This is a genomic window from Acidianus sp. HS-5, assembly GCF_021655615.1.
Taxonomy (GTDB): Archaea; Thermoproteota; Thermoprotei_A; order Sulfolobales; family Sulfolobaceae; genus Acidianus.
In genome coordinates this window covers 1057297-1083719 of sequence record NZ_AP025245.1, presented here as the reverse complement: position 1 = coordinate 1083719, position 26423 = coordinate 1057297, and the positions used below count along the sequence as shown (strand labels likewise).

Below are 26423 nucleotides of genomic sequence, written 5' to 3'. Positions count from 1 at the left end.
ATCACCCAAAGTCTGTTAAGCTTTCGTGAAGCTTATCCTCTTCTTCAGCCTTCTCCCATTCTCCTCTCATGTCTGGATCAGTTCCTCCTAAAGTTCCGTTGAATAGGTCAATTTTAACAAATGCTGGAATTCTAACGAGGTTTCCTATTATCAAAGCTTCTCCCACATCTAAGGAGGAAAGCTGTTCTACTAGGTCTTCACTCAAATTATCGCTTGCTTCTAGTACATATTTCTTATCTGAGGGTTCTACTATTTTCAAGATTATTTTATTAGTCATTTGACTTAGAATATTTTCGTCTAAGCCTTTAGGTCTTTGACTCACTATTATTAATCCAACACCGAATTTCCTACCTTCTCTTGCTATTCTAGATGCCCAGAATTTAGTTAATGTACTATCATTTTTAGATAAAAATACGTGGGCCTCTTCTATAACTGTAATAACTGGGAATCTTAAGCCTGTTCCTTTTCTTCTATGCTCCTTTCTTGCATCGAGTATTCTCCTCAAGTAGTGAGATACTATAGCATCCATTGCGTCTTCATCTAACGGGCTAATATCAACAACATTAACACTATGAGTCTTGAGATTGGAAATTATATCCTTAGAAGTCAAATCAATAATCCCAGAATACTTATCAGCAAATTCTTCTAACTTGTTCTTAACTTCATCTACAGAGTCCTTTTTACCTCCTTTGCCTTCCTGACCATCTATTAAATCTTCAAGATCCTTTACGAACGATTGGTTTAATGCGTCAAAATCTATATCTCCGCTTTTAATTTTTTCTTGAATAGACTTCTGATATTCTGTAAACGCTCTCCTTATAATTCTATACTGTATAGGTGCATTGCCTCTAATTTCTAATAATGTAGCAAATTCTCTCGGATTTAAATATAAAGGATTCAGTTTAGGCTCTATAGAATGTAAAGGATGTATATCACTTCGGTAATACTCTCCGTGATAGTCAAATATTAATACTGAGCCCTTTATATCTGCTATTCTTTGAGAAAGAATAGCTACAGTATTCGATTTTCCGCTTCCAGTGGCAGCAAGTATAGCTAAATGTCTTGCTAACGCCCCAACTTTTATGCTTACAGGAACGTTGGTACCTATTAATCTGCCTAATGCAATGTCTCCTTCAGAAAAAATCTTTCGTAAGTCATCTTCTTCTGCTAAACTAACGGGAGTACCTGCAATAGGAGGTAAGTCAGGTTGAGAGTGCGAATTTAAATTATAAAGAAGTTTAACCGTGGCCCTAATATAATGAGGAATTTTCCCATCAAATTTATTTAATCTCTCTACAATTCCTACATCTATAGTATTACCATCAATCATTGGACTGCCTCTTGTAACGTTAGTAATTAAGCCAAGAACTTTTTCACTATCATATTCCATTGTCACATAAAGGCCTAATCTAACTGCCCTAACTGCAAGAATTGTTGCTTGTTGAGGAGTTGCATCACCAATAACGTAACCTATGACCATTATATAAAAATGCGTTAGTTACATATATAAACTATACGAAGGAGAAAAAGGTAATACAAAAAATTAAAAGCTTATAAGGCTTTCGTTACTTTCTTTGCAGTTTCTGCTATGTCCTTCTCTTGTTCTGCGTATGCGCAGAGCATTGCTTCAATGTCGGCATGTCCTTCTTCTTTTGCTTTCATTGCTACATCGTTATACTCTGAAACATGTTCCATATCTTCTTCTTTCGCGAAATCAGCTAGCATTGCTAGTACTTTTGCACTGCTCTCTGCTATGTCCTTCTCTTGTTCTGCATAAGAGCATAACATTTTTTCTACATCTACATGTCCTTCTTCTTTTGCTTTCATTGCTACATTATCGTATTCAGCTACGTGTTCTTGATCCTCTTCTTTTGCGAAATCTCCTAGAAGTTTTGTTACATCTGCGTTTTCTAATAACTTCTCAAATATTCCTGTTGCATGTCCGTATTCTACTCTCGCTTTTTCTCTTAGTAACTTAGCTTCTTCTTTTCTTCCTAATGCCTCTAGCTTATCTGCTAAGAATGTTAGGGTTAGGTAGTCTTCTGCGTTTGCCTTAAATAGTTCCTTTAATCCAATTTCGGTCTCCTTTCCAAGAGCCATTTAGGATCACTGAAATATTATAAAAGAAGAAGGTTATAAACTTTAATTAAAATGCCTAAATAATACAGCTAACATAATATTACATACTTGCAAATAGCTAGAAAAGAAGTAGTAACATTAATTACTTTGAAATAAAGTATTTAAATGATGATGACTGACTTCAATGCCGAGTTGTGAGGAAGTAACTCGAAACTGAAAGTTAATTTTCCAGAAAGCAGAATTCTAAATCATGATAACAACTAAAAGAATGAGGGCATTAGAAATAAACTCAGAAGCACTAGGAGTACCTACTTTATTACTTATGGAAAATGCAGGAAGGAGCGTTAAGGACGAAATAGTGAAAAAATTAGGCAGTGTAAAGGATAAGTCTATTTATGTTTTTATAGGCCATGGTGGTAAAGGTGGAGATGGTTTAGTTGCTGCAAGACATTTAGCAATTGAAGGTGCTAAAGTTACCGTAATTCTTTTAGGAGAAAATAAGCATAAAGATGCCCTGCTAAATTTGTCCACAGTCCAAGAAATGGATTACTCAATAAACATAATCATAATAAAAGATCCAGAAGATCTTAAGCCAGTTGAAGGTGATATTTTAATAGATGCATTACTTGGTACGGGTTTTTCTGGAAAGCCTAGAGAGCCTTTTAGGACTGCAATAAAAGTATTTAATGCAAGCAAAGGCTTTAAAGTATCAATAGATGTACCATCTGGAGTCGACAGCGATACTGGAGAAGCTCCCGGAGACTACGTAATTCCGAACCTAGTAGTTACTTTTCACGATATGAAAGCAGGCTTATCAAAGTTCAACTTTGAAACTAAAGTTGAAAACATAGGAATTCCTCCGGAAGCAGAAATATATGTAGGTCCTGGAGATCTTATGTTTAATATAAAAAAGAGAGAAATGAAAAGCAGAAAAGGTGCAGGAGGAAGAGTATTAATAATAGGTGGAAGTAAAACCTTTAGCGGTGCTCCTTCATTATCAGGATTAGCATCATTAAGGACAGGAGCAGATCTCGTATACGTCGCTTCCCCTGGACAAACCGCTTATACTATAGCCTCCTATTCTCCGGATTTAATAGCAATAAAGCTTTCAGGAGAAAATATCAACTCCAAAAATTTAGAAGAATTAAAACCATGGATAGAAAAATCCAATGCAGTAGTTATAGGTCCTGGAATGGGATTAGCAGAAGAGACTGTTGAGGCATCAAAGGAAATAGTGTCATATCTGAAGGAAATAAATAAGCCTGCAGTTATTGATGCCGACGCATTAAAAGCAATAAAAGGATTTACACTTTACCCGTCTGCTGTAATTACACCACATGCTGGAGAGTTCAAAATTTTCTTCGGTTATGCTGTAAAAGATAACCCTAGAGAAAGAATTACTCAAGTTATTAATAGCGCTAAAAATGCAAACTGTGTAGTTTTACTGAAGGGTTATTTTGACGTAATCTCTGACGGGACTAATTTTAGATTGAATAAAACGGGCAATCCTGGAATGACTGTAGGAGGTACTGGAGATACACTTACTGGAATTGTAGCCACATTAATGGCTCAAGGTTTATCTTCCTTTGATGCAGCATCTATAGGAGCATTCATAAACGGGCTAGCAGGATCTTTAGCCTATGCTAAGTATAGTAATCACATAACTCCGAGCGATTTAATTGATGAAATTCCAGAGGTTATAAATAATCCTTTAGAATCGTTTAAGAAAAAACCTTACGTTAGAGTCCTTTAACTTTTTATTGCTTCTAAAGCTTTATCTGCATGTTCCTCGGCTTTTTTAAGGTTCTTGAAAACGTGAGTTATCTTCCCATTCTCGTCTATGATGAAAGTGACTCTTTGGGCGCTAGTACCTTTCTCGCTTAAAACTCCGTAGGAGTTTATGATCTTCTTTTCCTTATCGCCTATAAGTGGAAATTTCGCACCGTACTTTTCGGCAAATTTTTTAGCAGAAGAAGTACTATCAGCGCTAACTCCTATAACTTCGGCATTTAGTTTAGTTATCTCGTCATATAACTGGGTAAATCTCTGTAATTCTCTGGTGCATCCTGCTGTAAAAGCCTTAGGATAAAAATACAATACGACTTTCTTTCCTCTATAATCTGACAGTTTTATTTTACCTACTGTAGATTCAGCCTCAAAATCTGGAGCATCTTGACCTACGTCTAACATGATATAGTGGTTTCTAAGCAATGTTTAAAAACTTTCTTTGATAATACCCTTCAAATGAGAAAAATACCTAAAACTATGTCTACACAACATCCAGATAATGCGAGAGTCCCAGAATGGGCTAAAAGTGAAGTTATAGAAGGAGACGATGAAGTAGTAGAAGCTTATTATTCTTACATGAATCTAGGAATTCACGAAGTAATGTGGGACGCAGAAGGTAAGGACGTTGATACCCATGTGGTTAGGAAACTTCTCTCATCTTACGCTGAATATTTTAAAGAGAACATAATAGGTCAAGATGTATTCTTAACTTACAGGCTTCCAAACCCCAGAATAGAAGGAGCTGAGAGAAAAGTTTTTGCTGAAACAATGGAGAGCATTCCAGTTGCTTATGATTTAGCTGAAAAATTTTACGATAAAAAAGCAGTTCCTGTCTTTGAAGTAATTTTACCTTTTACTACAGATTATCAAGAGCTAGTCTCAGTAGCAAAATATTATGAAAAAGCTGTTGTAGAGGAGGAGAATATTGAGTTATACGACGGAATTTATGTAAGAGATCTTGTAGGTGAAATTTATCCTAAAAAAGTGGAAGTAATTCCTCTAATAGAGGACAAGGATTCCTTGTTAAAAATTAGAGAAATAGTAGGTGGGTATTATAAGGTAATAAAACCGGCTTACATGAGAGTTTTCATAGCAAGGTCAGATCCTGCAATGAATTACGGAATGCTCACTGCAGTATTGCTAGCAAAATTTGCATTAAGTACTTTATATAAGATGAAGAAAGAACTAGGAATAGAAATATTCCCAATAATAGGAGTTGGCTCTTTACCTTTTAGAGGTCATCTAAGTCCTAAAAACTACGAGAATGCATTAAAAGAATATAAAGGAGTTTACACTTTTACAATTCAGTCAGCATTCAAATACGATTATGACGAGAAAGAGGTCAAGGAAGCTATACAGAGAATTAATGACAATAAAGTAGAAGAACCTAGAATCTTTAATGATCATGAAGAAGGACTGCTGAAAAAGATTATTGAGAATTACGTTTCCTCTTATCAGCCCGTAATAGAGGCTTTAGCTCCAGCAATAAACTTCATTGCATTGAATTTACCTAGGAGGAGGGCTAGAAAGTTACATATAAGCTTATTCGGTTATGCTAGAAGCACTGGAAAAGTAACACTACCTAGAGCAATAAGCTTTGTAGGGGCAATGTATACCTTAGGTATTCCGCCGGAAATAATTGGTTTGTCATCACTCTCAAAACTTTCAGAAGAGGAATGGGATTTTCTAAAGGAGAATTACGTTATGCTAAATCATGATCTTAATGAGAGCGCAAAGTACGTCAATCTGGAAGCGCTAGATTACATAAAGGAAATATGGAACATAAGCGATGAAATAATTAATAAAATAAAGGAAGATATGAAATTTGCTGAAAGTTTAGGAGTAAAAATGAGCGGTACAGATTATGAGTCTAAAAAGCACGTATTGTTATCTTCCTTAGCTTTACTAGCCTGTAAAGAAAAGAGATATGATGAGATGAAGGAGTATATAAAAGAAATGGCTTTAATAAGGAAGTCACTTGGTTAATTCAAGAATTTTTTCTGCAATATCTAGTACTATTCCGTCCTCATAAGGTAGACCGCTTATCATTAACCCTACTGGTAGGTCATTAACTTTACCTATAGGTAGTGAAATAGAAGGAGCATTTACCAAACTAAATAGTTCTGTATTAGATACTAGAAGTTTCCTAAATTCCTTTTCCTTTCCTACTACTTCCGAAATCTTAGGTGCAGGAATTTTTGTGGTAGGCGAGATTATTGCGTCAACTGTATCAAAAGCTCCAACATACTCTTCAAAAATTACTCTCCTAGCTCTCAATGCATCAAGGTAATCTATTGCCCTAATTTGTAAACCTTGCATTAATAATTCTTTAACGTCTGGGAAATACATTCCAGGAGTAGACTCTATCCAATCCCTGTGGTAAGAGGATCCTTCAGCTAGAGCAATAGTACCGCGAACATTGCTTCCGAAACCTTCAAGAAAATTTAACCTTATATCAATTAAGTCGAAGTACGAGGAAAGCTTATTCAATATACTTTTTAACGAATTAGATGCGGGATCATCTTTAAATAAGAGTATTCCCAACCTGGGTCTAGTCCTTACCTTAGATACTAGGACATGCTTGTTTTCTGGGAGTATTACAGCGTCTAGGACTCTTCTTAAAGTAGGAATATCTCTTGTTATAAAGCCTATTGTATCAAAAGTCCAGCTAAAAGGAATTACCCCGTCTGTAGGTATAATTCCCGTGGTTGGTTTAAATCCTATTACTCCGCATAGAGATGCAGGTATTCTTATAGATCCTCCAGTATCAGTCCCAACTCCTACATCAACCATGTTTAAAGCTACTGCGGCAGCAGATCCTCCGCTTGATCCTCCAGTTATTCTTTCTATGTCATAAGGATTTCTTGCGGGTCCTGCGATTGATGAAGTATTTGTAGCACCTATTGCAAACTCATGAGTATTTGTTTTACCTAGTATTGTTCCTCCTTCTTCCAAGATTCTATTAACTATCCAAGCATTTTTAGTGGGTACGTAATCCTTAAGTATTTTCGAGCCCGCAGTAGTTCTAATTCCTTTAGTTAGGATAATGTCCTTTATCCCGAAAGTTAGTCCTTTTAGTTTTCCTTTATCTCTTCCTTTTATTTCAGCTATTGTTATAAACGCGTTGTATTTTGAATTTAATTCTTCTAACGTCATCTTCACTCACGTAAATAAGTGGTTCAGGCAGTTTTGTAGAAAGGACGTCTTCTGAGCTCATTTAAGACACTCTCTATTATACCATCAATTTCACTCTCATTTATTCCTTTTTCCTTGCTTGCTTTTTCCTTTACTATTCTCTCAACTACGGAATAGCTCTTATAAGTTTCATTAAGCTTCTTCCAATCTATTCCCTTAAGTGCGTCAGAAATCCTCTTATCAAAAGGTAATTCGCCTTCAAGCATTAAAACTGCAATAATAGGATATCCTATGTAATTCCTAAACTTAGTTCCGTTATCATCGCTAAATACTTTCTCTCCATCGACTTTAACAGTATATTTTCTATCGCCTTCAGAAGAGGTGACTATATAATGATCGTCGACTTTAGTAATTCTTCCATCAGCTATTGCTCCCAAAGCTTCCAAAACCTTTATCCTTGGAGGTAATTTTAGTTTCATGAATAAAAGTTAGTTATGTGTATAAAAAATGCTTCTCGCAGTTCATCATAATTTTTAAGCAATATAAACATGTTTAAACTAATGAAGGCAGTTGTTGTTATAGGCCATAAGCAGGGCTATAAAGTCCAGGAGGTTCAAGATCCTAAACCTGCTGATAACGAAGTTATAATAAAAGTAGACAGAGCAGCGTTATGTTATAGAGATATTTTACAGCTTCAAGGATATTATCCAAGAATGAGATATCCTGTTATATTAGGTCACGAAGTTGTTGGTACTATAATACAAAAAGGGGAAAATGTAGAAGGATTTGAGGAAGGTGATAAAGTAGTTTCCTTACTTTACGCTCCAGATGGAACTTGTGAATACTGCAGACAAGGAGAAGAAGCTTACTGTCATTCCAGGCTAGGATACTCGGAAGAATTAGATGGATTTTTTGCAGAATATGCTAAAATAAGGGTTACAAGTCTAGTGAAAGTTCCTAAAGGTGCTCCAGACGATGGAGCAGTGCTAGTACCTTGTGTAACAGGAATGATATATAGGGGTTTAATGAGGGCACACTTAAAGCCTGGAGAAACAGTGTTAGTTACTGGAGCCAGCGGAGGAGTAGGAATTCATGCGGTACAAGTGGCTAAAGCTTTAGGAGCCAAGGTAATAGGAGTTACTACCTCTGAGGAAAAAGCGCCATTTATTAAAAAGTTTGCAGATCACGTAATAGTTGGTAAAAAGTTTGCTGAAGAAGCTAAGAAAATCTCAGACGTCCACGTCGTCGTGGACACTGTAGGTACTCCAACTTTTGACGAAAGCTTAAAATCACTGTGGATGGGAGGGAGGATAGTCCAAATAGGTAACGTAGATCCTTCTCAAGCTTATCAGTTGAAGTTGGGCTACGTAATACTTAAGGATCTCCAAATAATAGGGCATGCAAGTGCAACTAAAAAGGACGTTGAAGGAGCGTTAAAACTTACTGCTGAAGGTAAAATACAACCTATAATTGCAGGAACTGTCGGGATAGAGGATATTGATAAAGGGTATGAACTATTAAAGGATAAGAATAAGATAGGCAAGGTGTTATTAAAACCCTAAATTTTTATTTTAATGATTAAGAAATATCAATATGAAAGTAAAAATAACATGGATTTACATTCCTTCAGACTTACTACCTCACGATGAAAAGGATGATGACAAAGATATGGAAGTAGTAGCAGACGGAATATTGGAAGAATTTGAGAAAGGAGGAGAAAAGGAAGAACTTACAATAGATGAGAAGACTCTAATTCCTGCATCAATTCTTTCTTCGAGAATAATAGAAGATCTTCCCTCTAACCTTTCCTATTTTTTGGGAAGGTGGGGAGGAAAGTACTTCTCTGGAGATGTCTCTGGAGCTCTAGGAGAAATAATAGTGTACGCAGTTCTGGAGGAAAAATTCGGAGTTAAATTTCTAGATATTCTACCTTTAAGAGAAGTAAAATTCATGGGAATGCTTACAGATACTTTCATTCACATAGGGAAATATGAGAAATTGAAGAAATTCGTAGGAGATAAGGAAGGGAAGGCTCTACTCTTCGTAAATATTAGGTCTTCAGTAAACTTTGATAAAGGGACTACAAGAAAGAACTTGATGAAGGATTTGACAACATCTGAGAATTTAAGATATCCAGATAATTACTCTTTACTTTCTTACGTTTTCGGAGACGGAAATGTAATGATGGTGGTGATTAAGCCTTGAATTGCGAGGAAGAATTAAAAGAGGCAGTAATACTAGCCTGGGTAGGAGATAAGGAAGGGGTAAATAAAATAACTAAGGAGTGCATAAAGGACTTATCATCATTTAGGTCTATAATAAAGGAGGTCTCAAAGATAAAAGGAGAGGTCAATAGAGATTTTGAAATTCCCAAAAAGCTTAGGGATGCAGGAATTACTACTGAAGATTTACTAGGTTTAGCTTTATTGAGGCTTTCTAGGAGGATTTCGTTGACTGTAGATCTAAAGCATAATTACGATGGAAGGATGATTTATAGTATAATAGACGTTGGAAGTAAAAAAATACTGAGAGGATATTGTAAAGAATGTAGAGGTTTTCACTATTTTCTGCTGAAGGAAAATATAGGATTTGCAGTAGAATATGATAAGATAATTTATGCGGAGTTTCTACAAGGAGATGAAAAAAGCGTTGTTAGTGAAATAGAAAAGGAGATTATACGTTAGGATATGTATAGTCAATGCACGCATCTAAAAATTTATTAAATGTAATAAAACTGAATGTGTGATGTTAGTAGTTGCTAGGTTATTTAGTTTTACCTTAGTCTTTTAAGATACAGACTCTCACTCATCTTAATAATTTATTAGCTTTGAGCTATTAGCGCTGTAGTACAGTGTATCAAGTGCAAATAAAAGGCTAAATAGAGAGGCATAAAGGATTATATATAATATTAGCTTTCATTGAAAAAGAATAGTAATTAAGGTCCTATTTTCTTATATAATGTATGCAATTTTAAGTAGAGTACATCTATAATAAATTAAAAATTGTCATTTACATCTTCTTCTATACCTTAAAATAACTCTAGTAACAATATATTAAGATAAATATAGAAATTAAAATTATAGAGAGACTTGTTGAAAAATTTTGATTATCCAGACAAATATCTCCAAGATAATATTATACCTATCGTAGACAATATAATTGCGAATAATCCAAGGTAGATAAAGTCTATTACTAAATTACTAGGTATGCCTAGAAGAAGATTTCTTATAGCTTCATTAGCATAAGTGAGCGGATTTATTTCGGCTATCGGCTTCAGCCAGCTCGGCATTTCACTTATAGGATAGAATGCATTGCTTGTAAACAGTAAAGGTAAGTTTAATAAGTTCATTATAGCCATTTGCGATTCCCAACTTGTAGCTCTTATAGCTAACATAATGAAAAGTGCAGAAAGCCCTAGCGACATTAAGAATAATGCTGCATATGCTCCTAAGAAATCTATAACGTTTATACTTGGATTGAAAGTCATTCCTAGTAATGTTGCAGCTACTAAAACTATAGTGGCTTGAACTAACGACCTTATTACTGACGACATTATTTTACTCATGATGATACTACCTCTTGGTACTGGGGTTGTTAATAGTCTGTCTAGAAATCCCAGCCTTCTGTCCCAAACTACTGACATCCCGCTTTGCATTGACGTAAATAAGGTTATGAAAGATAACATACCTGCGGCTAAGAATGAGAAGTAGTCTGTAGTTCCAAAGGTGGCTTTTAAAATTTCCTGGCCTATTTGATCTAAAACTTGCTTAGGGATGTCTAATCCAGGGATTGATATTGCCGTTCCTGTAAATATCTTTCCTAAATTCATAGACTTTCCAAATAGTACTATCCAGAATATTGGCTGAATTAACGATAATAAGAGTATTACTGGAGCTTTATACCACTTCTTTAGCTCTCTGTTAGTTAATGTCCAGAATCCATGTAGTATAGATTTATTTCTCCTTTCTTCCTCTATCATGATCTCGCCCTCCTCATAGTTCTCATTACTCCAAATACCTCCTCTGAACTGGACTGTTGATCTCTTAAACTCTTTCCAGTATACTCCATATATACTTCGTCCATGGTAGGCTGTGAAATCGATAATCTAATTACCTTAATATTATTCTTTACTAAATTTTCCATTATTTTTGGTGCAACCTCTTCGCCATTTTTAACTTTTATTCTTATTTCTGAATCCCTACTTTTAATGTCTAGAATACCGTCAATACTTGAGAGCATTTTTATTGCTTTTTCAATATCGTTAACTTCTATTGTGACCATATCTCCTCCTATGCTTTCTTTCAGTTCTTTAGGGCTACCAATTTTTATTATTTTTCCTTTATCAATTATAGCAATTCTATCGCAGTACATATCTGCCTCCTCTAAATAATGGGTAGTTACAAAGATGGTCATGTCGTATTCTTTCTTTAGCCTCATAATATACGACCATATCGCGCTTCTAGTTTGAGCATCTAAGCCTAACGTGGGTTCATCTAAAAAGAGTACCGCGGGTCTACTTATCAGCGACATAGCAATTTCTAATCTTCTCCTCATACCACCAGAATAACTGGAAACTTTCCTTTTTGCTGCCTGGGTTAATTCTACCATTTTAAGTAGTTCTTCAGCTCTTTCCTTAGCAGTGTCGGTAGGAATACCATAAACTCCAGCCATAAACATCATGTTTTCCCATCCTGTTAAGTCCTCATCCGCAGTATATTCTTGAGGAACAACCCCTATAGATTGTCTGACTAATGAAGGTTGTTTAACTATATCGTAACCATTAACGATAGCAGTCCCTTCAGTTGGCTTTAAAACAGTTGTTAGCATTTTTATCGTAGTGCTTTTTCCCGCTCCGTTTGGGCCTAAGAATCCGAATATTTCTCCCTTTTCTACGTCAAAGTTTATATGATCAACTGCAATGAAATTTCCATATTTTTTAGTTAAATTTATGGCTTTAATTTCGCTCATTCTATCAGCCTCTCTAATCTATTTTTAGCTTTGATTAGCCTATCTCTATATGGAATTAGCTTATCCTTTCCCATATCTTCAAAGAAGACTACTAAACTTTCTAACTCTTCTACACCTCTCTCTAGGCTACCTTCATACCTTGGCGGAAGAAAATCATTTATTTCCTCTATACCTTTTTGTGTAATTTCATAAATTCCATTATCTTTTCTTATAATTTTTCCTTCCTTCTCTAGCGTAGATAATAAAGGATATATTGAACCAGGAGACGGCTTCCACCAACCCCATGTCATCTTTGAGATGTCATCAATTATATCAATTCCTCTTTTTGGAGATTCACTAAGAAGCCAGAGAACCATGAACTTTAATCTACCTTTCTGGTAACTCATCATAATATCGATTTCGATAGTAAGAAATATAAAATTATCTATACATATTTGATAAAACATCTAAGTTAGTAGTTTAGGTAGTGATAGAGATCATAGTAATTATCGCACTTAATTGTCAAATCATTAGGCATTTTAACAAGAGCTATAGATGGTAGAGATTAACATTGCATAAAAATACTACTAAACCGACATTTTATTTAAAATAATATAGATTATGGCATTTTATTTCCTAAAGTTATAGAACTTCTGTTATTTTAAAGTTTTAGAAATATTTTTCCAGATTCTCTATCTCTTCTGGAGAAAGCCTCCATCCTACAGCACATAAATTTTCTTTTACGTGGATAGGGTTTGACGCTCTAGGTATAGGGAAAGTGTTTTCATGCTTGCTTATTATCCAGTTTAATGCAATCTGTGCAAAAGTCTTCTCCCCGTGATTTTTCTTAATAATATCTACTGCATCAGAAGGGAATTGTCTGGCTAATCGCCCGTGTCCTAAAGGGTAATAGCAAATTACAGAAATTCTGTTTTCTTTTGCATAAGGTATTATATTACTCTCTATTCTCCTATCAACTAAGCTATATGGCATCTGAATTGATGATATTTCATATTTTTTGAGAGAATTCTGTGCATTTTTTAGTTGTTCTAAGCTAAAATTACTAACTCCTATAAATCTAATTATGCCCTCATCTACTAGTTTCTCCATGGCTCTCATAGATTCTTCTATAGGTACAGTTCTTGAAGGAAAATGTATTTGATAAAGGTCTATGTAATTTGTCTTAAGTCTCTTAAGGCTATTCTTAGCAGCTTTTATGAGAGAATTATACCTGAGATGGCCAAACTTTAGTAGCAATAAATATTTCTTCTCTATTATAATCCTTTATTGCTTCAGCTACTAAACCTTCAGTATTATAAAGTTCTGCAGTATCTATAAAATTTATACCCCATTCCAGGCCCGTTTTCAATGCTTGTATCCTTCTTTCTTTTGATGGGGTTATTCCAATCCTTGAAAGGGCTATCCATTGAAGGTCATAATAAGTACCCATACCTATTGCGGACAATTTTACTCCTGTCTTTCCAAAATCTCTAAATTCCATAAATTAACGTTATTTTTAAAATATTTACCTGAGATTATCTGAAGTTAGAATACATACCAAGAAAATGATAAAAACTATAAATTTAATACCCAGATAAAATTATATGCTTAATACGAATTATAACTTAAATATATAATTATTACTATAACTTAAATAAAAATACATCTTAACTTTTCAAGAAGTAATAGAAATGAATGCATGAAATCCAACGCGTAATATTGACGAAAGTAGAAAAACAGATTATGTCAGCGAGATTATAAATCAGAAGTCAAATAAATTTATATTTAAAATAAATAAAATTTTATAGAAATTAAAATACATAGTATATAAATTTTAAATAATCATATACTAATAAGTTAAAATATTTATTTTTAATATCTTTAGGAGAGACTAAGGTTTTAGAGACATAAAATATGTAACTATTTTCTCTGCGTATTAATCATATAGAATAACCTATAATATTAAAAGCTTAATATCTGGCTCCATATTTTACCTTCTATTTGTTTCTACTAATTTAAATTAGCTCGGTAGATAGTTTTGGAGAATACATAACACTACCACTCTATGATATCTTATGCTAAACTTTTATCTAACTTCTTTGATTAGGTAGTTCCATTCTTCTTTATTTATTTTAGAGAAATAACTAGGTGAACTTTAGCTTATAATGTCCCAGGGCAACACAGGAGTTTTTGTGAACTTCTTGCCAATAGCCTTTTCTAATGCTATAAATACCGCAGGTAAAGCTCCCGTAGTCCCAGCTTCACCTACTCCTCTACTCTTTGTAGGCAATGCAGAAGGAAATTCTAATGTGTTCAGTTCCACATGATAATCTGCCTCTACAGCAGATGGGACTCCACAGTCCGCAATAGATGAGAAAAGAGGATTACCGTATTGATCATAAGGCGTCTGCTCCCATAGAACTTGTGAAATCCCTTGAAGAATTCCACCAACTATCTGCCCTTCTACCTCATCTTTTATTAATTCCCTGCCTACATCCTCCACCGCATAATATTTTAATATTTTGACAAATCCTGTTTCTTTATCCACATCTACTACAGCAACATGTGATCCGGGAGTGAAAATATCGTCAGCCTTATAGAACACCTCAACTTCAATACCGTTAAGTTCCTTTAATGCTCTTTCAATGGGCATATTAATTTTTTGAAGTAATTGCTTACACGCCTCAATTACAGCAGATCCTCCTACTGTACCGCTCCTTGATCCAAAACTGCCTATCCCTTCTTTTACTATGTCAGTACTATTTGTTACTACATCTATCAAATCCTCATTAATCTTTAATACTTCAGATACTAGTTTAGCAAACGTATCTTCATGAGCCTGTCCGTGGGGACCGGTACCTACGAAAACCTTAACCCTTCCGTTTTCAATTCTAACTCTAGCACTTTCACCAGGCGAAAGTCTATCAATATCCATAAACGCTACTATTGAGACTCCCTTATCTTTATACTTCTCCTTATTTGCTCTGTAATATGATTCAGCAACGTTCAGAGCAGTCTTATAACCTGCTGGGTCTACCTTAAGACCTAAAGGCGTTATGTATTCTTCCATATCGCCAATTATATTCTTTCTCCTTATCTCAACAGAATCCATGTTAAGTTCTTTTGCTAATTCTTCCACTAAGGTCTCATGAATTAATGTAGCCTCAGGTCTTCCCGCACCTCTGTAAGGCCCTGTTGGAGGTAGATTTGTAAAGACTCCAAGGGCTCTAATTGATGCGAACTTCATCCTGTAAGGTCCTGTAACTAGCCTGGCTATAAAATCTGGAGTAGTAGGATTCAAAGTGTAATTATATGCACCTAAATCGACCGCAATATAGCCTTCTACGCCCAATACTTCACCCGTTTTCTTTGCGTACATTTTTACCTCAGACAGAACTCCTCTACCTATTGTCGGGTTCCTCAAGTGCTCTAACCTAGTCTCTATCCACTTGATAGGCCTATGTAATTTCATTGATGCTATTGCAGCTAATATATATTCAGCGTACAGTGGGACTTTGTTCCCGAACCCACCTCCCACTAGCGTTGAATTCACCTTGATCTTTTCTGGAGGAAGGCTTAATGACTCTCCAAGGTCGCTTTTTATTCTAAATACGGACTGGAAAGACCCGTAAACGTTAAGCGTGTCACCGTCCCAGTAAGTCAAAACTCCTTTTGGCTCCATTGGATTTGAAACTATTCTATTTTGGTAAATTTTTCTACTTACTATAACTTCAGCTTCCTTCTTTGCAGATAACTGCCCACCTTCCAAAGTTTTATCTACTGAGACGTTTTTATCTAACCCTGGGTGAATAGGATCGCCCTTCATAGCGTTTTCTATATCTAGAACTGGAGGTAACTCTTGATAGTCTAAGTTAACTTCCTCTATAATGTCTTCGCCTTTGTATCTGTCCTCTACGACTATTGCCAAAACTGGCTGTCCTACAAAATTAACTCTTCCATCTGCAAGTACGGGCATTTTGACTATTTTTCCCTTTTTCATTGTTTCTGGATCAGCCCTAACGGGCAAGTAAACCTTGACGTCGTCCCATGTAAGTGTTAGGAGAGTTTTATCGGGTTTTGAAACGCTATTTATTATTCCTCTAGCAATTGGTGATCTTACTATGAAAAGATATGCAGTATTTTTAGGGGTATAATCGTCTATGTAGGTTCCTTTTCCCATAATTTTAGGTAAGTGATCCCTTAACCTCATGAGGTAAATAACGTTTTAATAGCTTTAAGTCTTTCATCAAACATATTTAAAGGATTTTTATTCATCTAAACTATTTAAATAGAATGATAAGATCTTTTTCTCTGCACTCCTAAGATGGTATAAAAAGGTGACTTTGCTTATATTTAATAGCTTAGCTAAATCTTCGGTTCTGGACCTCTTAGGATAGTCAAGGTAACCGAAAGATAGGGCTAAGCTCAATACTCTTTTCTCCATATCGGTAAGGGAAATTCCATTCAGTGTATAATCCTCAGATTTTACATCTTCAACTTTAGCAATACCTTTTATTTCGTTCACTATCTCTCTAACAGACAATCTAGGAGCTACAAAAGTCCACTTTTCTTTCCTGTCTACTATTTCATTTTTTAAAATTAGTACTTCATAATCGTAAAGTATGCCAGCTATAGAACCTTTATAAATATTTAAGAAGTCTATTAACATCTTATTTTGGTTTGGAATTATCTTATTTATCTTGAGTATTCCTTTACACCTGTTCATCTCATTTATTACGCTTCTATTGGCTGTATCTATTGTTATTCTGCTTCTTAAATAGTCTTTATTAGGATAAACTTGAAGATTTAGAGTTCTTGCAGTAAATTGTACTTGACTTGTCCAACAATCCTCGTGTTTAACAGTTACCTTAACCTTCTTTAACATATGTTAATATATCTTTTACATCAATTAATAACTTTATATCATGTAGTATTACCAATATTTATATGATATAATTGAAATAGACAATTTAAAAATTTTTAAGTTTTATATCAAAAAATCATATATACAATCCTCAAGAGCACTTCAAGGATATATCCAGTTTACCTAATGCCTTCGGATAGTTTAACGTATTATTGAAATGCTCTCAGTGCGGTATGTTGATACTTTCTTTAAATTTAGTATTGATGATAGCGTAGTCATTAAGTTACATAATTATGATTGGAAAACGTAGGATAGCTTTGCTTTTTATCTGAGCTAATTTTACAATTTGTAGCTCGATGACTACACTATCGTATTGCTATCTATTTAATTAAATTTGAATGAAATTCATTTAATATGTTATAATAATTGGCAAAACTACTTCTAATCTAAAAATAAAACATAATATTTAGAGTAAGTTTAAATAAACGAATTAATACTCAATTACTACCTTATTTTCTATCCTTCCGATTTTCTCTGTTTCGGCTATCATTATTCCTTCACTATTTTTTGGTTTATACTCCGAGGGATCTTCAGCGTTCAAATATCCTATGGTTCCAGTCGTTATGATAGAGTATTTAGGCAATGTTAAAATGCTTGACAGCTCAACTAAGATTTCCTCTACACTAAATACTAATTCATCAGAACTACCATCTTGTATTTGTTCATTATTTATGTAACTTCTCATTCTCAACCCTTGTATATCTGGAAGCTCATCAACAGTTACTAGCCAAGGTCCCATAGGTGAGAAAGTGTCCCTATTTTTATTTCTAAAATGTACACCTCTGATTGTCATTTCCTTAATCTTTCCATCATTTGGATCTCTCCTAAATGCCCTGTACCAATCTTTCTTAAACTCAGCTGGAGCAGTCACATCGTTAAATACAGTATAACCCAAGACTGCTTCCTTTGCTTCAGTAAGCGTAGCATTCTTTAATTTCTTCTTAGTTAGAACTGCTATTTCGACCTCAGGTCTTACTCCAGATTTAGGCGAAAATATCGTATCATAAGGTCCTATCATTGTCCAAGATAGCTTTATGAAAAACTTAGGCGAACCTAGTAGTTCTCTGGCCTTCTCTTTACTATCAACTCCCACCATTTTAGGAGAGTTAGTGAGCGTGCATATTATTTCCCTTTGAGGAACTGGAGCGTGAAGAGCCAATTCAGATAATTTATATGAGTTACCTTTAGGTTCACCATTTTCTAAACTCTCTACCTCATAAACGTAATCTCCCTCAACTATTCCGAAATATTTTACTCCATCCTTTAAAAAAGACACGTATTTCATCTGACCTCGACCTCTTATAAGTTAAGGTGAAACTTCATCTAACCTCTTCCCTGCTGTAGGATGACCTAGTGGCATGGCTATTAAAGCTGCAATGATTAAGAATAAAGATATGGCTATGAACAGTGGTATTGTAGTGAGTACTGTAGACAAATATGCAACTCCAAGAACTCCTATGCCTCCTCCTAAATGGCCAAGCCCGTCAGTAAGGGCAAACCCGGAAGTCCTAGCCCTTGTAGGGAAGCTCTCTGTTACCCATGTATATGCTATGGGAACCCACGTGTTGAAGCCTATAAATAGGATTATAGCTCCTATGCCGCTTATAATAATGTTTGTAGTGGCTACCATTATTAGTCCTCCTATAAGTGTTACAGCTGCTGAGATACCCATCCAGAATTTTCTCTCTAGTCTTTCTCCTCCTATTGCAGCAATTAGAGCGGCTATTATAAATCCTGTGATCCCAAAAGCTGATATCATCCCTGCTTCTGGCGCAGGGTAACCCTTAGAGACTAAAAGAGACGTAAGGCCAGAAGCTATACTATAGACCGTAGTATAAGCTAAGAACCAAACTGGCAGTAAAATTATAAACCTCTTAAGATAGAGTCTGTTTCTGAATATCTCGGAATAAGCAACTCTTTTACTTTGTATATATGGGCTAATTACTTTGGGGAGTGGTTCTAGTTGCTTCCCTCTTCTCATAACCCTTTGTTCCATCAACTTAACTATTGCTTCAGCCTCATCTATCCTACCCTTAGATATTAGCCATCTAGGTGATTCTGGTAAGCCAAACCTCAATCCTAGACCTATAAATGAGAGTATTGCGCCAATTATGTACATTAACCTCCAGCCATTGGTTGCAAAAAATCCACTTCCTCCTAGGGCAAAAGGTAAGCCTAACGGAAACGGTGCTGCGGGAGTAGTGAATAAAAGACCTAACCAAATTGCTAAAAATCCTCCAGTAGTTGAAAAAATGAAGATTTCTGAGACATACCTAGCCCTATACTTCGTTGGTGCGACTTCGCTAACATATGTGTTCACTATAGCTAGATCTGCTCCTATTTCAATTTCAGTAATTACCCTAGCCGCTAGGAAGTTCAAATAATTAGGTGTAAACGCATTATACAAGCTCCCTAATCCGGTAATTAGCATCGTGACCATCAACATATCCCTCCTACCTATCCTATCTGATATAGGAGATAGGATGAGCGAACCTATTACGTAACCAATCAAATTCCCTAAGACTACAGGTCCAAGTAGGACTGCTGCCGCGGATACTGGTTGATGAAATAACACAAGTGTAGTTTGCACAAAACTTACGTTAATGTTAAAAATATCGAAGAAAGTGAATAGTTCACCTATCCCCAATATTCCGAGAAGAACGTAATTTAACGCCCAAGTGGGAATCCTGTCTAATCTAGCTATTATTTCCCCAGCTTTTATTTCATCTGTGGAAGCCATCAAATAGTTAATAGGAAATAGATTAAAAAACGCATTATTAAACCTATTAAATAAAATAAGATATTTTTCAAGCTTTAGGATTTGGCATTTGATCTAAAATATCCTTAACGAGTTTTACGAATTCATGCTTCCTCTCTTTGTAAACTTCGGTATACATCTGTGCCCATCTTATTGTAGGATCTCCTCTACTGAACCTATCGTATTGCTCGTATCTCATTCCAACCTCAGAGCCTATAACGTCCCACAAGAGATTGAAAAGCTTGATTCTTTCTAGGGCATCGAGTCCTTTCATAGACATATACTTAAATACAAGTTCTCTCTCTTCTGGATTCTCGAAATCCTTAATTCCAGCTGGTATTGGAATAGACGCTCCACCAGATATTGACCTAAGTATTTCGTTAGCCCTTGGAACAGTTCTCATATTAAAATGACTAGTAGCAACGGCATAGTATGGGTTTGGTCTTACTATATTTGGCAGTTCCTCAGCATTTTCTACAGATGCTATTAGAGCTGCCTCGTTTAAAGCTACATATATCAGAATTTCACCTATCTTCTCTTGAACGTTAATGAAATTTGAAGTACCAGCTGCTTCTGTGATGGCTATAGCTAATCCTGCTAAGAATTTAAGCCTTGAGTAATGCTGTATTATAAAATGCCAATTAAACCAGGTTCTTAATCCTATTATTCTCCACATGAAGTCTTCTATTAGTTCGGGTTTTCTGTAGAATATTATTCTGTCCCAGGGAACTAGAACATCCTTAAAGACGAGAATTGTATCACTCTCATCAAATCTAGCTGAGATTGGATATTCAAACTCACCCCCTTCTCTGGGTGGGAATCCTCTTCTGGCCAAGAACTTAACGCCTTTTGTGTAAGTTGGGATTGAGAAGTATAGTGCATATCTAGTATCGCTATCCCTCCTTATGTTAGGTAAATACCATAGTCTCTCTGCATAAGGTCCTGCAGTACTTATCATTGCCGCTCCTCTCACTATTACTCCTTCTGGCTTTTCCTCTACTATTCCTACTTGAATATAGGGATCCTCCCACTGTGATGGGGGTCTAGATCTATCATACATTGGAGCTACGATAGCGTGAGTGTAAAATAGATCATTTTTTGTTGCCTCTTTGTATATTTCAACTACATTCTCCTTAAATCTCGAGCCGAAATAGTTACCGAAGTCCTCTGCATGGGCAAAAAATACCATGTTCCAGAGGTTAAGATAGTCTGGACTCCTTCCAAAGAAACCTCGGTAATAGTCGTATATCTTTATTAGTCCATCCCTTATTTTTGCTAGATCCTTCTTACTCCTCGGCCTAAGGAAGGAAATGCTAGTCTCTTCACCTACGTCAGGATTATAGGCTCTTAAATCTTCATTTTCCCAGTGTAGGTCATAATATTTAGCTATAGTATTAACTGGAATTTTGAAAGCCGGATGTTCTGTGACGTCCTCTACCTTTTCTCCTTCATAAAAAACTTTGGGTGAGCGTGCCTTTATACTTTTTATATAATCTGTTCCTTTTCTAATCATGCATTCCACCTTTTTAACTGCCCGGTAAATACATCTTCAACCGGAACCCATTCATTTAACCAAGATTCGGGAATTGGCCTTCCCCAAAAGTCACTCCTATATCTAAGTTGATCGTGAGTCCATACAATAGGTTTCCATTTATCCGGGTCGAGAACCACGTAATCCTCAGAGAAAAACTCTATTCTGTTTTTATCTATGTCTCTCAAGTAAATGTAGAAACCTTCAGTAACTCCATGCCTACCTGGTCCTCTTTCTATACTGTTCCATAGTCCAGCTGAGGCAAGGATGTCAGCAGCTCTAACCACATCCCTTAACTCATGAACGTAATAAGTCTCGTGATGGAAACCTGGAGAATTTATCGTACTACTCGATATAGCTATTTCATGTGAATCTCCTCTCCTAGTTAGCCAGACTACTTGTTTTTCACCTTTGTCGTCTAGGAACCACTCTGTCTCATAATATCCTAATACTTCTTTAAAAAATTTCACTTCACTCTCCAAATCTCGAACAATCAGATTTACATGGGCAAGTCTAACTGGCGAAACTCCTCTGTGCATGAAAAATTTCATTCTGAGATCTCCTACGTATTCCATGTCATAATATAGGAAGAGAGGTATACCTTGGGGAGTCTCAAAAAGTATCCCTTCATCGACTCCCTTCTCTTTATGTATCTTCAACTTGATGTTAGAAGAAAGGAACTCTCTAGCCTTATCTAATTCCTCTGGTTTTTTAACTCTTAATCCAATATAAGATAAACCCGGCGAATCGGCCTTTTTAAGTACTAAACTATGATGTTGTCCCTCCTCTACTCCACGTAAATACAGGCAATCACCATCTTTTTCAGTCTCAACTAATCCCAATAATTCAACGTAAAACTTATACGCTTTATCTAAATCTCTAACTCTTACGACGACATGAGAAAGTCTTAAAGTATCTATCATATGTTTAGTATCTTATTAAACGAAATTTTAATTCGCAATAAAACTTGTTAAAGAAAAATCACTTATTATTGCTGTCTTTCTCCTTCTTTTCTTTATCTTTCTCAAGCTTCTCAAGGAGGTGAACCCACGCTAGAAAGCAAGGATCAACCTCAGTCATTTTCTCACCTTCTTGAGAAAGTTTTTAACTCTCTCCCATGCGTCTTCAGCAGCTCCCTTATTATATGATCTTCCTCTGTCATTAAAGAAGGCGTGATATGCATTAGGATAAATTTTGATCTCTATGTCTTTTTTTGTATTTAATTATTGTCGAAATAAGCTCTGGGAGACCAGAGACTATTGGAGGATCTTCTCCTGCATATAGGCCTAGAATAGGTCCTTTAATTTTATTCACTGTTTCTATAGGTTTAGGGTTCCTCCCATAGAATACTATTACGCCATCAAGTGGCACTTCAGTGGCTAGTTGAAAAGCCAAACCACCGCCCATACAGAAACCCATGCCAACAATCTTCTTAAATCCTTGCCTGACCAGATAGTCGTAAGACCTTATTAATCCGTTAATCATCTCACTCTCAAGTTTTTCACGATTAATAACAAGAAGTTCCAAGATCCTTTTGTCCTTTTCATCAATTTGCAGTTGTAAATATGCGTTAGGGTCGTTCCTCTTTTCTGGAGGAATAGACCAAACTTTTAGCATCACTTCTTGAATATTTTCAGGGGTTAGAAGCTCATACTTAGTGTAAAGGTGTGGAGCAAATACAGAATATCCTTCATTTGCTATTCTCCTAGAGATATCAATTATATTATCATTAAGCCCCCAGATTTCGTGGACTACTATTACACCTAGATCTTGATTGTTAGTAATAAGGAAACTTTTTAACCCTTCTACTTCTAAAAACTGTTCTTGCATAATTATCTATCAAATTTAATGTATTAAAAATTTATTTCGTAATGATTAAAAGTTTCAAGATCAAAGAAAGTCTCACTAGGCAATCTTGTTTTAAAGTTTCAATTAATCTTTAGATTCATCCAGTATAGATTTAAATACAAAAATAAAGATTATAAACATAAATGCGCAGAATTATAGTTTCTATAAAACAAGTTCCTGACGCTGATGATTTAAGAATAGACCCGATTACGAACAACCTCGTTAGGGAAGGAGTCCCTGCAGTAATAAACCCACCAGATTTACACGCGATAGAGGAGGGTGTTAGATTAAAAGAGAGGTACGGTGGCATAGTAATTGTAATTACTATGGGTCCTCCACAAGCGGAAAGCTCATTAAGAGATGCGATTGCAATGGGAGCAGATGAGGCTTATCTAATAACTGATAGAGCTATGGCAGGAGCAGATACTTGGGCTACTTCATATACTCTGTATAAGGCTATAGAGAAAATAGGAAGGGCAGACGTTTACTTGTTCGGCAGGAGGGCAGTAGATGGCGAGACAGAGCAAGTAGGCCCTCAAACAGCTAAGTGGTTGGGAATTCCTGCAGTGGGTTACGTAAGTGAAGTAAAGGATATTTCTGACGAGAGAAGTGTAGTTGTGAGGATTACCGAAGATATACAAGAGGAGATAGAAGTACCTACTCCAGCAGTCTTTACAGTTCTCGAAACTATAAACAAACCGAGACAGCCAAGTATAGAAGATTTAATCAAGGCCAAGTATGCCAAAATAACGAAATTAAGCAAGGAAGATATAGGTACAGAGCCGAACAAGATAGGTTTAGCGGGCTCACCTACTAGGGTTATTAAAGTAAGCCCTCCTCCTAAGACACGAAACGCTGAAATATATAAAGGAAAAGATGCGTCGGAGTGGGTTTACGACAAGATAGTAAAATCATTGAAAGAAGCAAGCGAGATAAAGTTAGAGTATACTAGACCTAGTCTCAAATATAAGGCTAAGGGAGAGGTATGGGTTTACATAGATCATTACGGCAATGATGTCAACAGAGTGTCTTGGGAGATAGCCTCTGAAGGGAGGAAGATTGCAGATTCTACGGGTACTAAATTAGCAGGTGTTATAGTAGGAGATGAAGTAGAGGAGATAATAACACAAGCTTTTGAATTCGGCTTTGACAAAGTTTATCATGCTAAAATTCCTAGTCTTGACTACTATATTAATGATGCATATACTAAGGCAGTTTCTACTATAGTTCAGAAATATAAGCCTGAGGTCTTCTTATTCCCAGGAACAAGAATTTCAAGGGAATTAGCTTCTACTACTGCAATTGAAGTAAACACAGGCTTAATAGCAGACTGTGTAGCTTTCGAAGTTGACGAAAAAGTAGGATTATTATCAATAAGGCCGGACTTCGGAGGAAAGGAAATGAGCACTATAATTTGTCCCAATAGCAGACCGATAATGGTTACAGTAAGAGGAGGAGTATTCTATCCTATTAAGTTGAAGGGAGGAGATGAGGTTGTAGTGGAAAAAGTTGATATTAATAGCAGCTGGTATAACGTGAAGTCTCGTACAAGACTTGGCAAACGCAATGTTCTGACCGAGGCTGAAGTAGTAATTGGCGTAGGTAGAGGAATAAAATCACCGGAAAACATAAAAATGGCTGAAGAATTAGCTGATCTCCTCCACGGAGTTGTAGGTGTTAGTAAACCTTTGGCAGACATGGGTTGGTACCCGAAAGATAGGCAAATAGGCCAGACTGGCACTACGATTAGGCCCAAACTCTATATCGCTTTGGGAATAGCCGGTGCTGTCCAACACTTAGTAGGCATTTCTGGTGCTAGGAAAGTTATAGCTATTAACATTGATCCAGAGGCACAAATATTCAAGAACTGTGATTACGGTGTTGTAGGAGATATTTTCGAAATAGTTCCAGACTTAATTAAGATTATAAAGGACAGAGGTGCTATGGAGTGAAGTTTGACGTAGTAGTTGTAGGATCTGGCCCTTCTGGAAGCGTTGCTGCAATAAATTCGGCAAAGAAAGGGTATAAGACTATACTGATTGAAAGAGGACCAGAGCCAGGTTCTAAAAATGTTTCAGGAGCTATGATAAGGGAATCCGATATTTCGCACTTCGTAGACATTAGCGGCTTACCCTTTGAAAAGATAGTTAAGAACGTTAAATTGATGTTCAGCAGTAGGACTAATTCTGTAGAGATTAAGATAAGTCCGAGAGAGAAGCTATATACTGTATCAAGATTAAAGTTTGATAAATGGTTAGCACAAAAGGCAGAACAAGCGGGCTCGTTACTTGTTACTAAGACGACTGTTACCGGAATCGAAGGAAGTAAAGTGATCACAGAGAGAGGAGGAATTGAAGCCGATTATGTAATTTTGAGCGAAGGTGCTAATGCTCTGCTCTCCATGAGCCTGGGGCTAAGAAGGGAGTTAAAACCGGAGGAGACAGTTTTAGGTGTTAAGGAAGTGTATAGCATGACAAGGGACGAGATTAACAAGAGATTTGGCCTTCATGAAGACGAGGGAGAAGCTTGGCGTGTAATTAGCGATAATCCCGTTCCTTATGCAGGATTCCTGTACACTTATAAGGATTCAGTAGCCCTGGGTGTCGGAATTCCTATAAGTAATCTAAATGCCTTAAAGCCTTATGAAGTTTTGGACTACTATAGGAACAGTCTAGCTGAGATAATTAAGGGATCCTCACTTAGGGAGTACTCTGCAAAGATAATTCCTGAGGGGGGTTTTCCAGAGTTTAGAGCATGTGAAGGTAAAGTCTTCGTAACGGGAGATGCTATAGGTTTAGTAGATCCGCTAACGTTCAACGGAATAGGTCCTGCAGTTTCCTCAGGTTACTTAGCTGTTGAGAATCTAGGTCAATGTGAAAAATACGAGAGAGCTCTACTTCAAATGGACGAAATTTCAAGAATAGTGAGATCTAGGACATTAGTTAAGGATTTGCTCAAGGAAGAGAATCTAAAGTTTTACGTTAACTTAATCGTTGATCTATTTGAAGGCTGGAGTAGCGGTGATTTATCAAGATTAAAATATTATAAATCAAATACATGGACTCTCTTAAAGCATTTAACCTTAGGGTTGGGGGTGATAGAATGAGGATCGAGGAGAAACTCTATACTTTAAGGTACAAGAGAGATGAACAACCTCATCTTTTAATTAAAGATCAAGACGCTTGCAGAGAGTGCAATGAGAAATACGGTAGTCCTTGTGTTGGCGTTTGTCCGGCAAATGTTTACTCCTTTATAAATGGTAAATTAGTTGTATCTTATGAGAACTGCGTAGAATGCGGCGCATGTAAGATAGTATGTCCATTTAATAATATTATTTGGAAGTATCCTAGATATGGACTTGGAATTGCTTTAAGATATGGTTAGCTTTTTTCGAAGTAAAATTTAATATTTTA

24 protein-coding genes and 1 pseudogene are annotated in these 26423 nt (G+C 36.0%); 8 read left to right on the top strand and 17 right to left on the bottom strand.

What is annotated here, in order from left to right:
- Nucleotide 1: 1 nt before the first annotated feature.
- Together herA and HS5_RS05870 are read right to left on the bottom strand one after the other, a co-directional pair.
- Entirely contained in the window at nucleotides 2-1480 is a 1479-nt protein-coding gene (gene herA / locus HS5_RS05875; protein WP_236753235.1) for a DNA double-strand break repair helicase HerA, read from the bottom strand.
- A gap of 71 nt (nucleotides 1481-1551) precedes the next feature.
- Nucleotides 1552-2100, bottom strand: a complete 549-nt coding sequence (locus HS5_RS05870; RefSeq protein ID WP_236753234.1) for a rubrerythrin — start codon at nucleotides 2098-2100, stop codon at nucleotides 1552-1554.
- A gap of 229 nt (nucleotides 2101-2329) precedes the next feature.
- On the opposite strand from HS5_RS05870, the gene HS5_RS05865 reads away from it, so the two are divergent.
- Complete coding sequence (locus HS5_RS05865; RefSeq protein WP_236753233.1) at nucleotides 2330-3832, top strand: NAD(P)H-hydrate dehydratase; 1503 nt, start codon at nucleotides 2330-2332, stop codon at nucleotides 3830-3832.
- Here HS5_RS05865 and HS5_RS05860 read toward each other — a convergent pair.
- A complete protein-coding gene (locus HS5_RS05860) occupies nucleotides 3829-4269 on the bottom strand; it encodes a peroxiredoxin (protein WP_236753232.1) in 441 nt (146 codons plus the stop codon). The genes HS5_RS05865 and HS5_RS05860 overlap by 4 nt on opposite strands.
- Before the next feature lie 54 nt (nucleotides 4270-4323).
- Here HS5_RS05860 and ppcA point away from each other — a divergent pair, with 54 nt between their 5' ends.
- On the top strand, nucleotides 4324-5853 hold the full coding sequence (gene ppcA / locus HS5_RS05855; protein ID WP_236753231.1) for a phosphoenolpyruvate carboxylase: 1530 nt from the start codon (nucleotides 4324-4326) through the stop codon (nucleotides 5851-5853).
- Here ppcA and HS5_RS05850 read toward each other — a convergent pair.
- Entirely contained in the window at nucleotides 5842-7023 is a 1182-nt protein-coding gene (locus tag HS5_RS05850) for an amidase (protein ID WP_236753230.1), read from the bottom strand. The genes ppcA and HS5_RS05850 overlap by 12 nt on opposite strands.
- Before the next feature lie 23 nt (nucleotides 7024-7046).
- Nucleotides 7047-7481, bottom strand: coding sequence for a hypothetical protein (locus HS5_RS05845; RefSeq protein ID WP_236753229.1), 435 nt, complete (start codon nucleotides 7479-7481; stop codon nucleotides 7047-7049).
- An 81-nt stretch (nucleotides 7482-7562) separates the two neighbouring features.
- On the opposite strand from HS5_RS05845, the gene HS5_RS05840 reads away from it, so the two are divergent.
- The 3 genes from HS5_RS05840 to HS5_RS05830 are packed head-to-tail and all read left to right on the top strand — an operon-like array spanning nucleotide 7563 to nucleotide 9686.
- A complete protein-coding gene (locus HS5_RS05840; RefSeq protein ID WP_236753228.1) occupies nucleotides 7563-8564 on the top strand; it encodes an acryloyl-coenzyme A reductase in 1002 nt (333 codons plus the stop codon).
- 31 nt (nucleotides 8565-8595) lie between these two features.
- A complete protein-coding gene (locus tag HS5_RS05835) occupies nucleotides 8596-9207 on the top strand; it encodes a hypothetical protein (protein ID WP_236753227.1) in 612 nt (203 codons plus the stop codon).
- Nucleotides 9204-9686 carry a hypothetical protein gene (locus HS5_RS05830; RefSeq protein ID WP_236753226.1) on the top strand — a complete coding sequence of 161 codons (483 nt, stop codon included), beginning with the start codon at nucleotides 9204-9206 and terminating at the stop codon, nucleotides 9684-9686. The genes HS5_RS05835 and HS5_RS05830 overlap by 4 nt, the downstream gene beginning before the upstream one ends.
- 422 nt (nucleotides 9687-10108) lie before the next feature.
- Here the strand turns inward: HS5_RS05830 and HS5_RS05825 are convergent, their stop codons facing one another.
- The 12 genes and pseudogenes from HS5_RS05825 to HS5_RS05775 form a co-directional block, all read right to left on the bottom strand.
- Nucleotides 10109-10981, bottom strand: coding sequence for an ABC transporter permease (locus tag HS5_RS05825; protein WP_236753225.1), 873 nt, complete (start codon nucleotides 10979-10981; stop codon nucleotides 10109-10111).
- A complete protein-coding gene (locus HS5_RS05820) occupies nucleotides 10978-11970 on the bottom strand; it encodes an ATP-binding cassette domain-containing protein (RefSeq protein ID WP_236753224.1) in 993 nt (330 codons plus the stop codon). The genes HS5_RS05825 and HS5_RS05820 overlap by 4 nt, the downstream gene beginning before the upstream one ends.
- Nucleotides 11967-12359: a PadR family transcriptional regulator gene (locus HS5_RS05815; RefSeq protein ID WP_236753223.1), complete on the bottom strand. Its 393-nt coding sequence runs from the start codon at nucleotides 12357-12359 to the stop codon at nucleotides 11967-11969. Before HS5_RS05815 ends, HS5_RS05820 begins: the two co-directional genes overlap by 4 nt.
- A gap of 259 nt (nucleotides 12360-12618) precedes the next feature.
- Nucleotides 12619-13399 (bottom strand): annotated as a pseudogene (locus HS5_RS05810) (aldo/keto reductase).
- A 705-nt stretch (nucleotides 13400-14104) separates the two neighbouring features.
- Nucleotides 14105-16159, bottom strand: a complete 2055-nt coding sequence (locus HS5_RS05805; RefSeq protein ID WP_236753222.1) for a xanthine dehydrogenase family protein molybdopterin-binding subunit — start codon at nucleotides 16157-16159, stop codon at nucleotides 14105-14107.
- Between the two features lie 57 nt (nucleotides 16160-16216).
- Nucleotides 16217-16834: a helix-turn-helix domain-containing protein gene (locus HS5_RS05800; protein ID WP_236753221.1), complete on the bottom strand. Its 618-nt coding sequence runs from the start codon at nucleotides 16832-16834 to the stop codon at nucleotides 16217-16219.
- Nucleotides 16835-17303: 469 nt separating this feature from the next.
- Nucleotides 17304-18158: a fumarylacetoacetate hydrolase family protein gene (locus tag HS5_RS05795; RefSeq protein WP_236753220.1), complete on the bottom strand. Its 855-nt coding sequence runs from the start codon at nucleotides 18156-18158 to the stop codon at nucleotides 17304-17306.
- Between the two features lie 21 nt (nucleotides 18159-18179).
- Nucleotides 18180-19613 carry an MFS transporter gene (locus HS5_RS05790; protein WP_236753219.1) on the bottom strand — a complete coding sequence of 478 codons (1434 nt, stop codon included), beginning with the start codon at nucleotides 19611-19613 and terminating at the stop codon, nucleotides 18180-18182.
- A 67-nt stretch (nucleotides 19614-19680) separates the two neighbouring features.
- Nucleotides 19681-21144, bottom strand: coding sequence for a 4-hydroxyphenylacetate 3-hydroxylase family protein (locus HS5_RS05785; protein ID WP_236753218.1), 1464 nt, complete (start codon nucleotides 21142-21144; stop codon nucleotides 19681-19683).
- Nucleotides 21141-22085 carry a 3,4-dihydroxyphenylacetate 2,3-dioxygenase gene (hpaD, locus tag HS5_RS05780; protein WP_236753217.1) on the bottom strand — a complete coding sequence of 315 codons (945 nt, stop codon included), beginning with the start codon at nucleotides 22083-22085 and terminating at the stop codon, nucleotides 21141-21143. Before hpaD ends, HS5_RS05785 begins: the two co-directional genes overlap by 4 nt.
- 153 nt (nucleotides 22086-22238) lie before the next feature.
- Complete coding sequence (locus tag HS5_RS14500) at nucleotides 22239-22355, bottom strand: dienelactone hydrolase family protein (RefSeq protein ID WP_256445585.1); 117 nt, start codon at nucleotides 22353-22355, stop codon at nucleotides 22239-22241.
- Entirely contained in the window at nucleotides 22345-22992 is a 648-nt protein-coding gene (locus HS5_RS05775) for a dienelactone hydrolase family protein (RefSeq protein ID WP_256445569.1), read from the bottom strand. Before HS5_RS05775 ends, HS5_RS14500 begins: the two co-directional genes overlap by 11 nt.
- A 161-nt stretch (nucleotides 22993-23153) precedes the next feature.
- Here HS5_RS05775 and HS5_RS05770 point away from each other — a divergent pair, with 161 nt between their 5' ends.
- The 3 genes from HS5_RS05770 to HS5_RS05760 are packed head-to-tail and all read left to right on the top strand — an operon-like array spanning nucleotide 23154 to nucleotide 26394.
- Nucleotides 23154-24962 carry an FAD-binding protein gene (locus HS5_RS05770; RefSeq protein WP_236753216.1) on the top strand — a complete coding sequence of 603 codons (1809 nt, stop codon included), beginning with the start codon at nucleotides 23154-23156 and terminating at the stop codon, nucleotides 24960-24962.
- Nucleotides 24959-26116, top strand: coding sequence for an NAD(P)/FAD-dependent oxidoreductase (locus HS5_RS05765; protein ID WP_236753215.1), 1158 nt, complete (start codon nucleotides 24959-24961; stop codon nucleotides 26114-26116). Before HS5_RS05770 ends, HS5_RS05765 begins: the two co-directional genes overlap by 4 nt.
- On the top strand, nucleotides 26113-26394 hold the full coding sequence (locus HS5_RS05760) for a 4Fe-4S dicluster domain-containing protein (protein ID WP_236753214.1): 282 nt from the start codon (nucleotides 26113-26115) through the stop codon (nucleotides 26392-26394). Before HS5_RS05765 ends, HS5_RS05760 begins: the two co-directional genes overlap by 4 nt.
- Nucleotides 26395-26423: the final 29 nt, after the last annotated feature.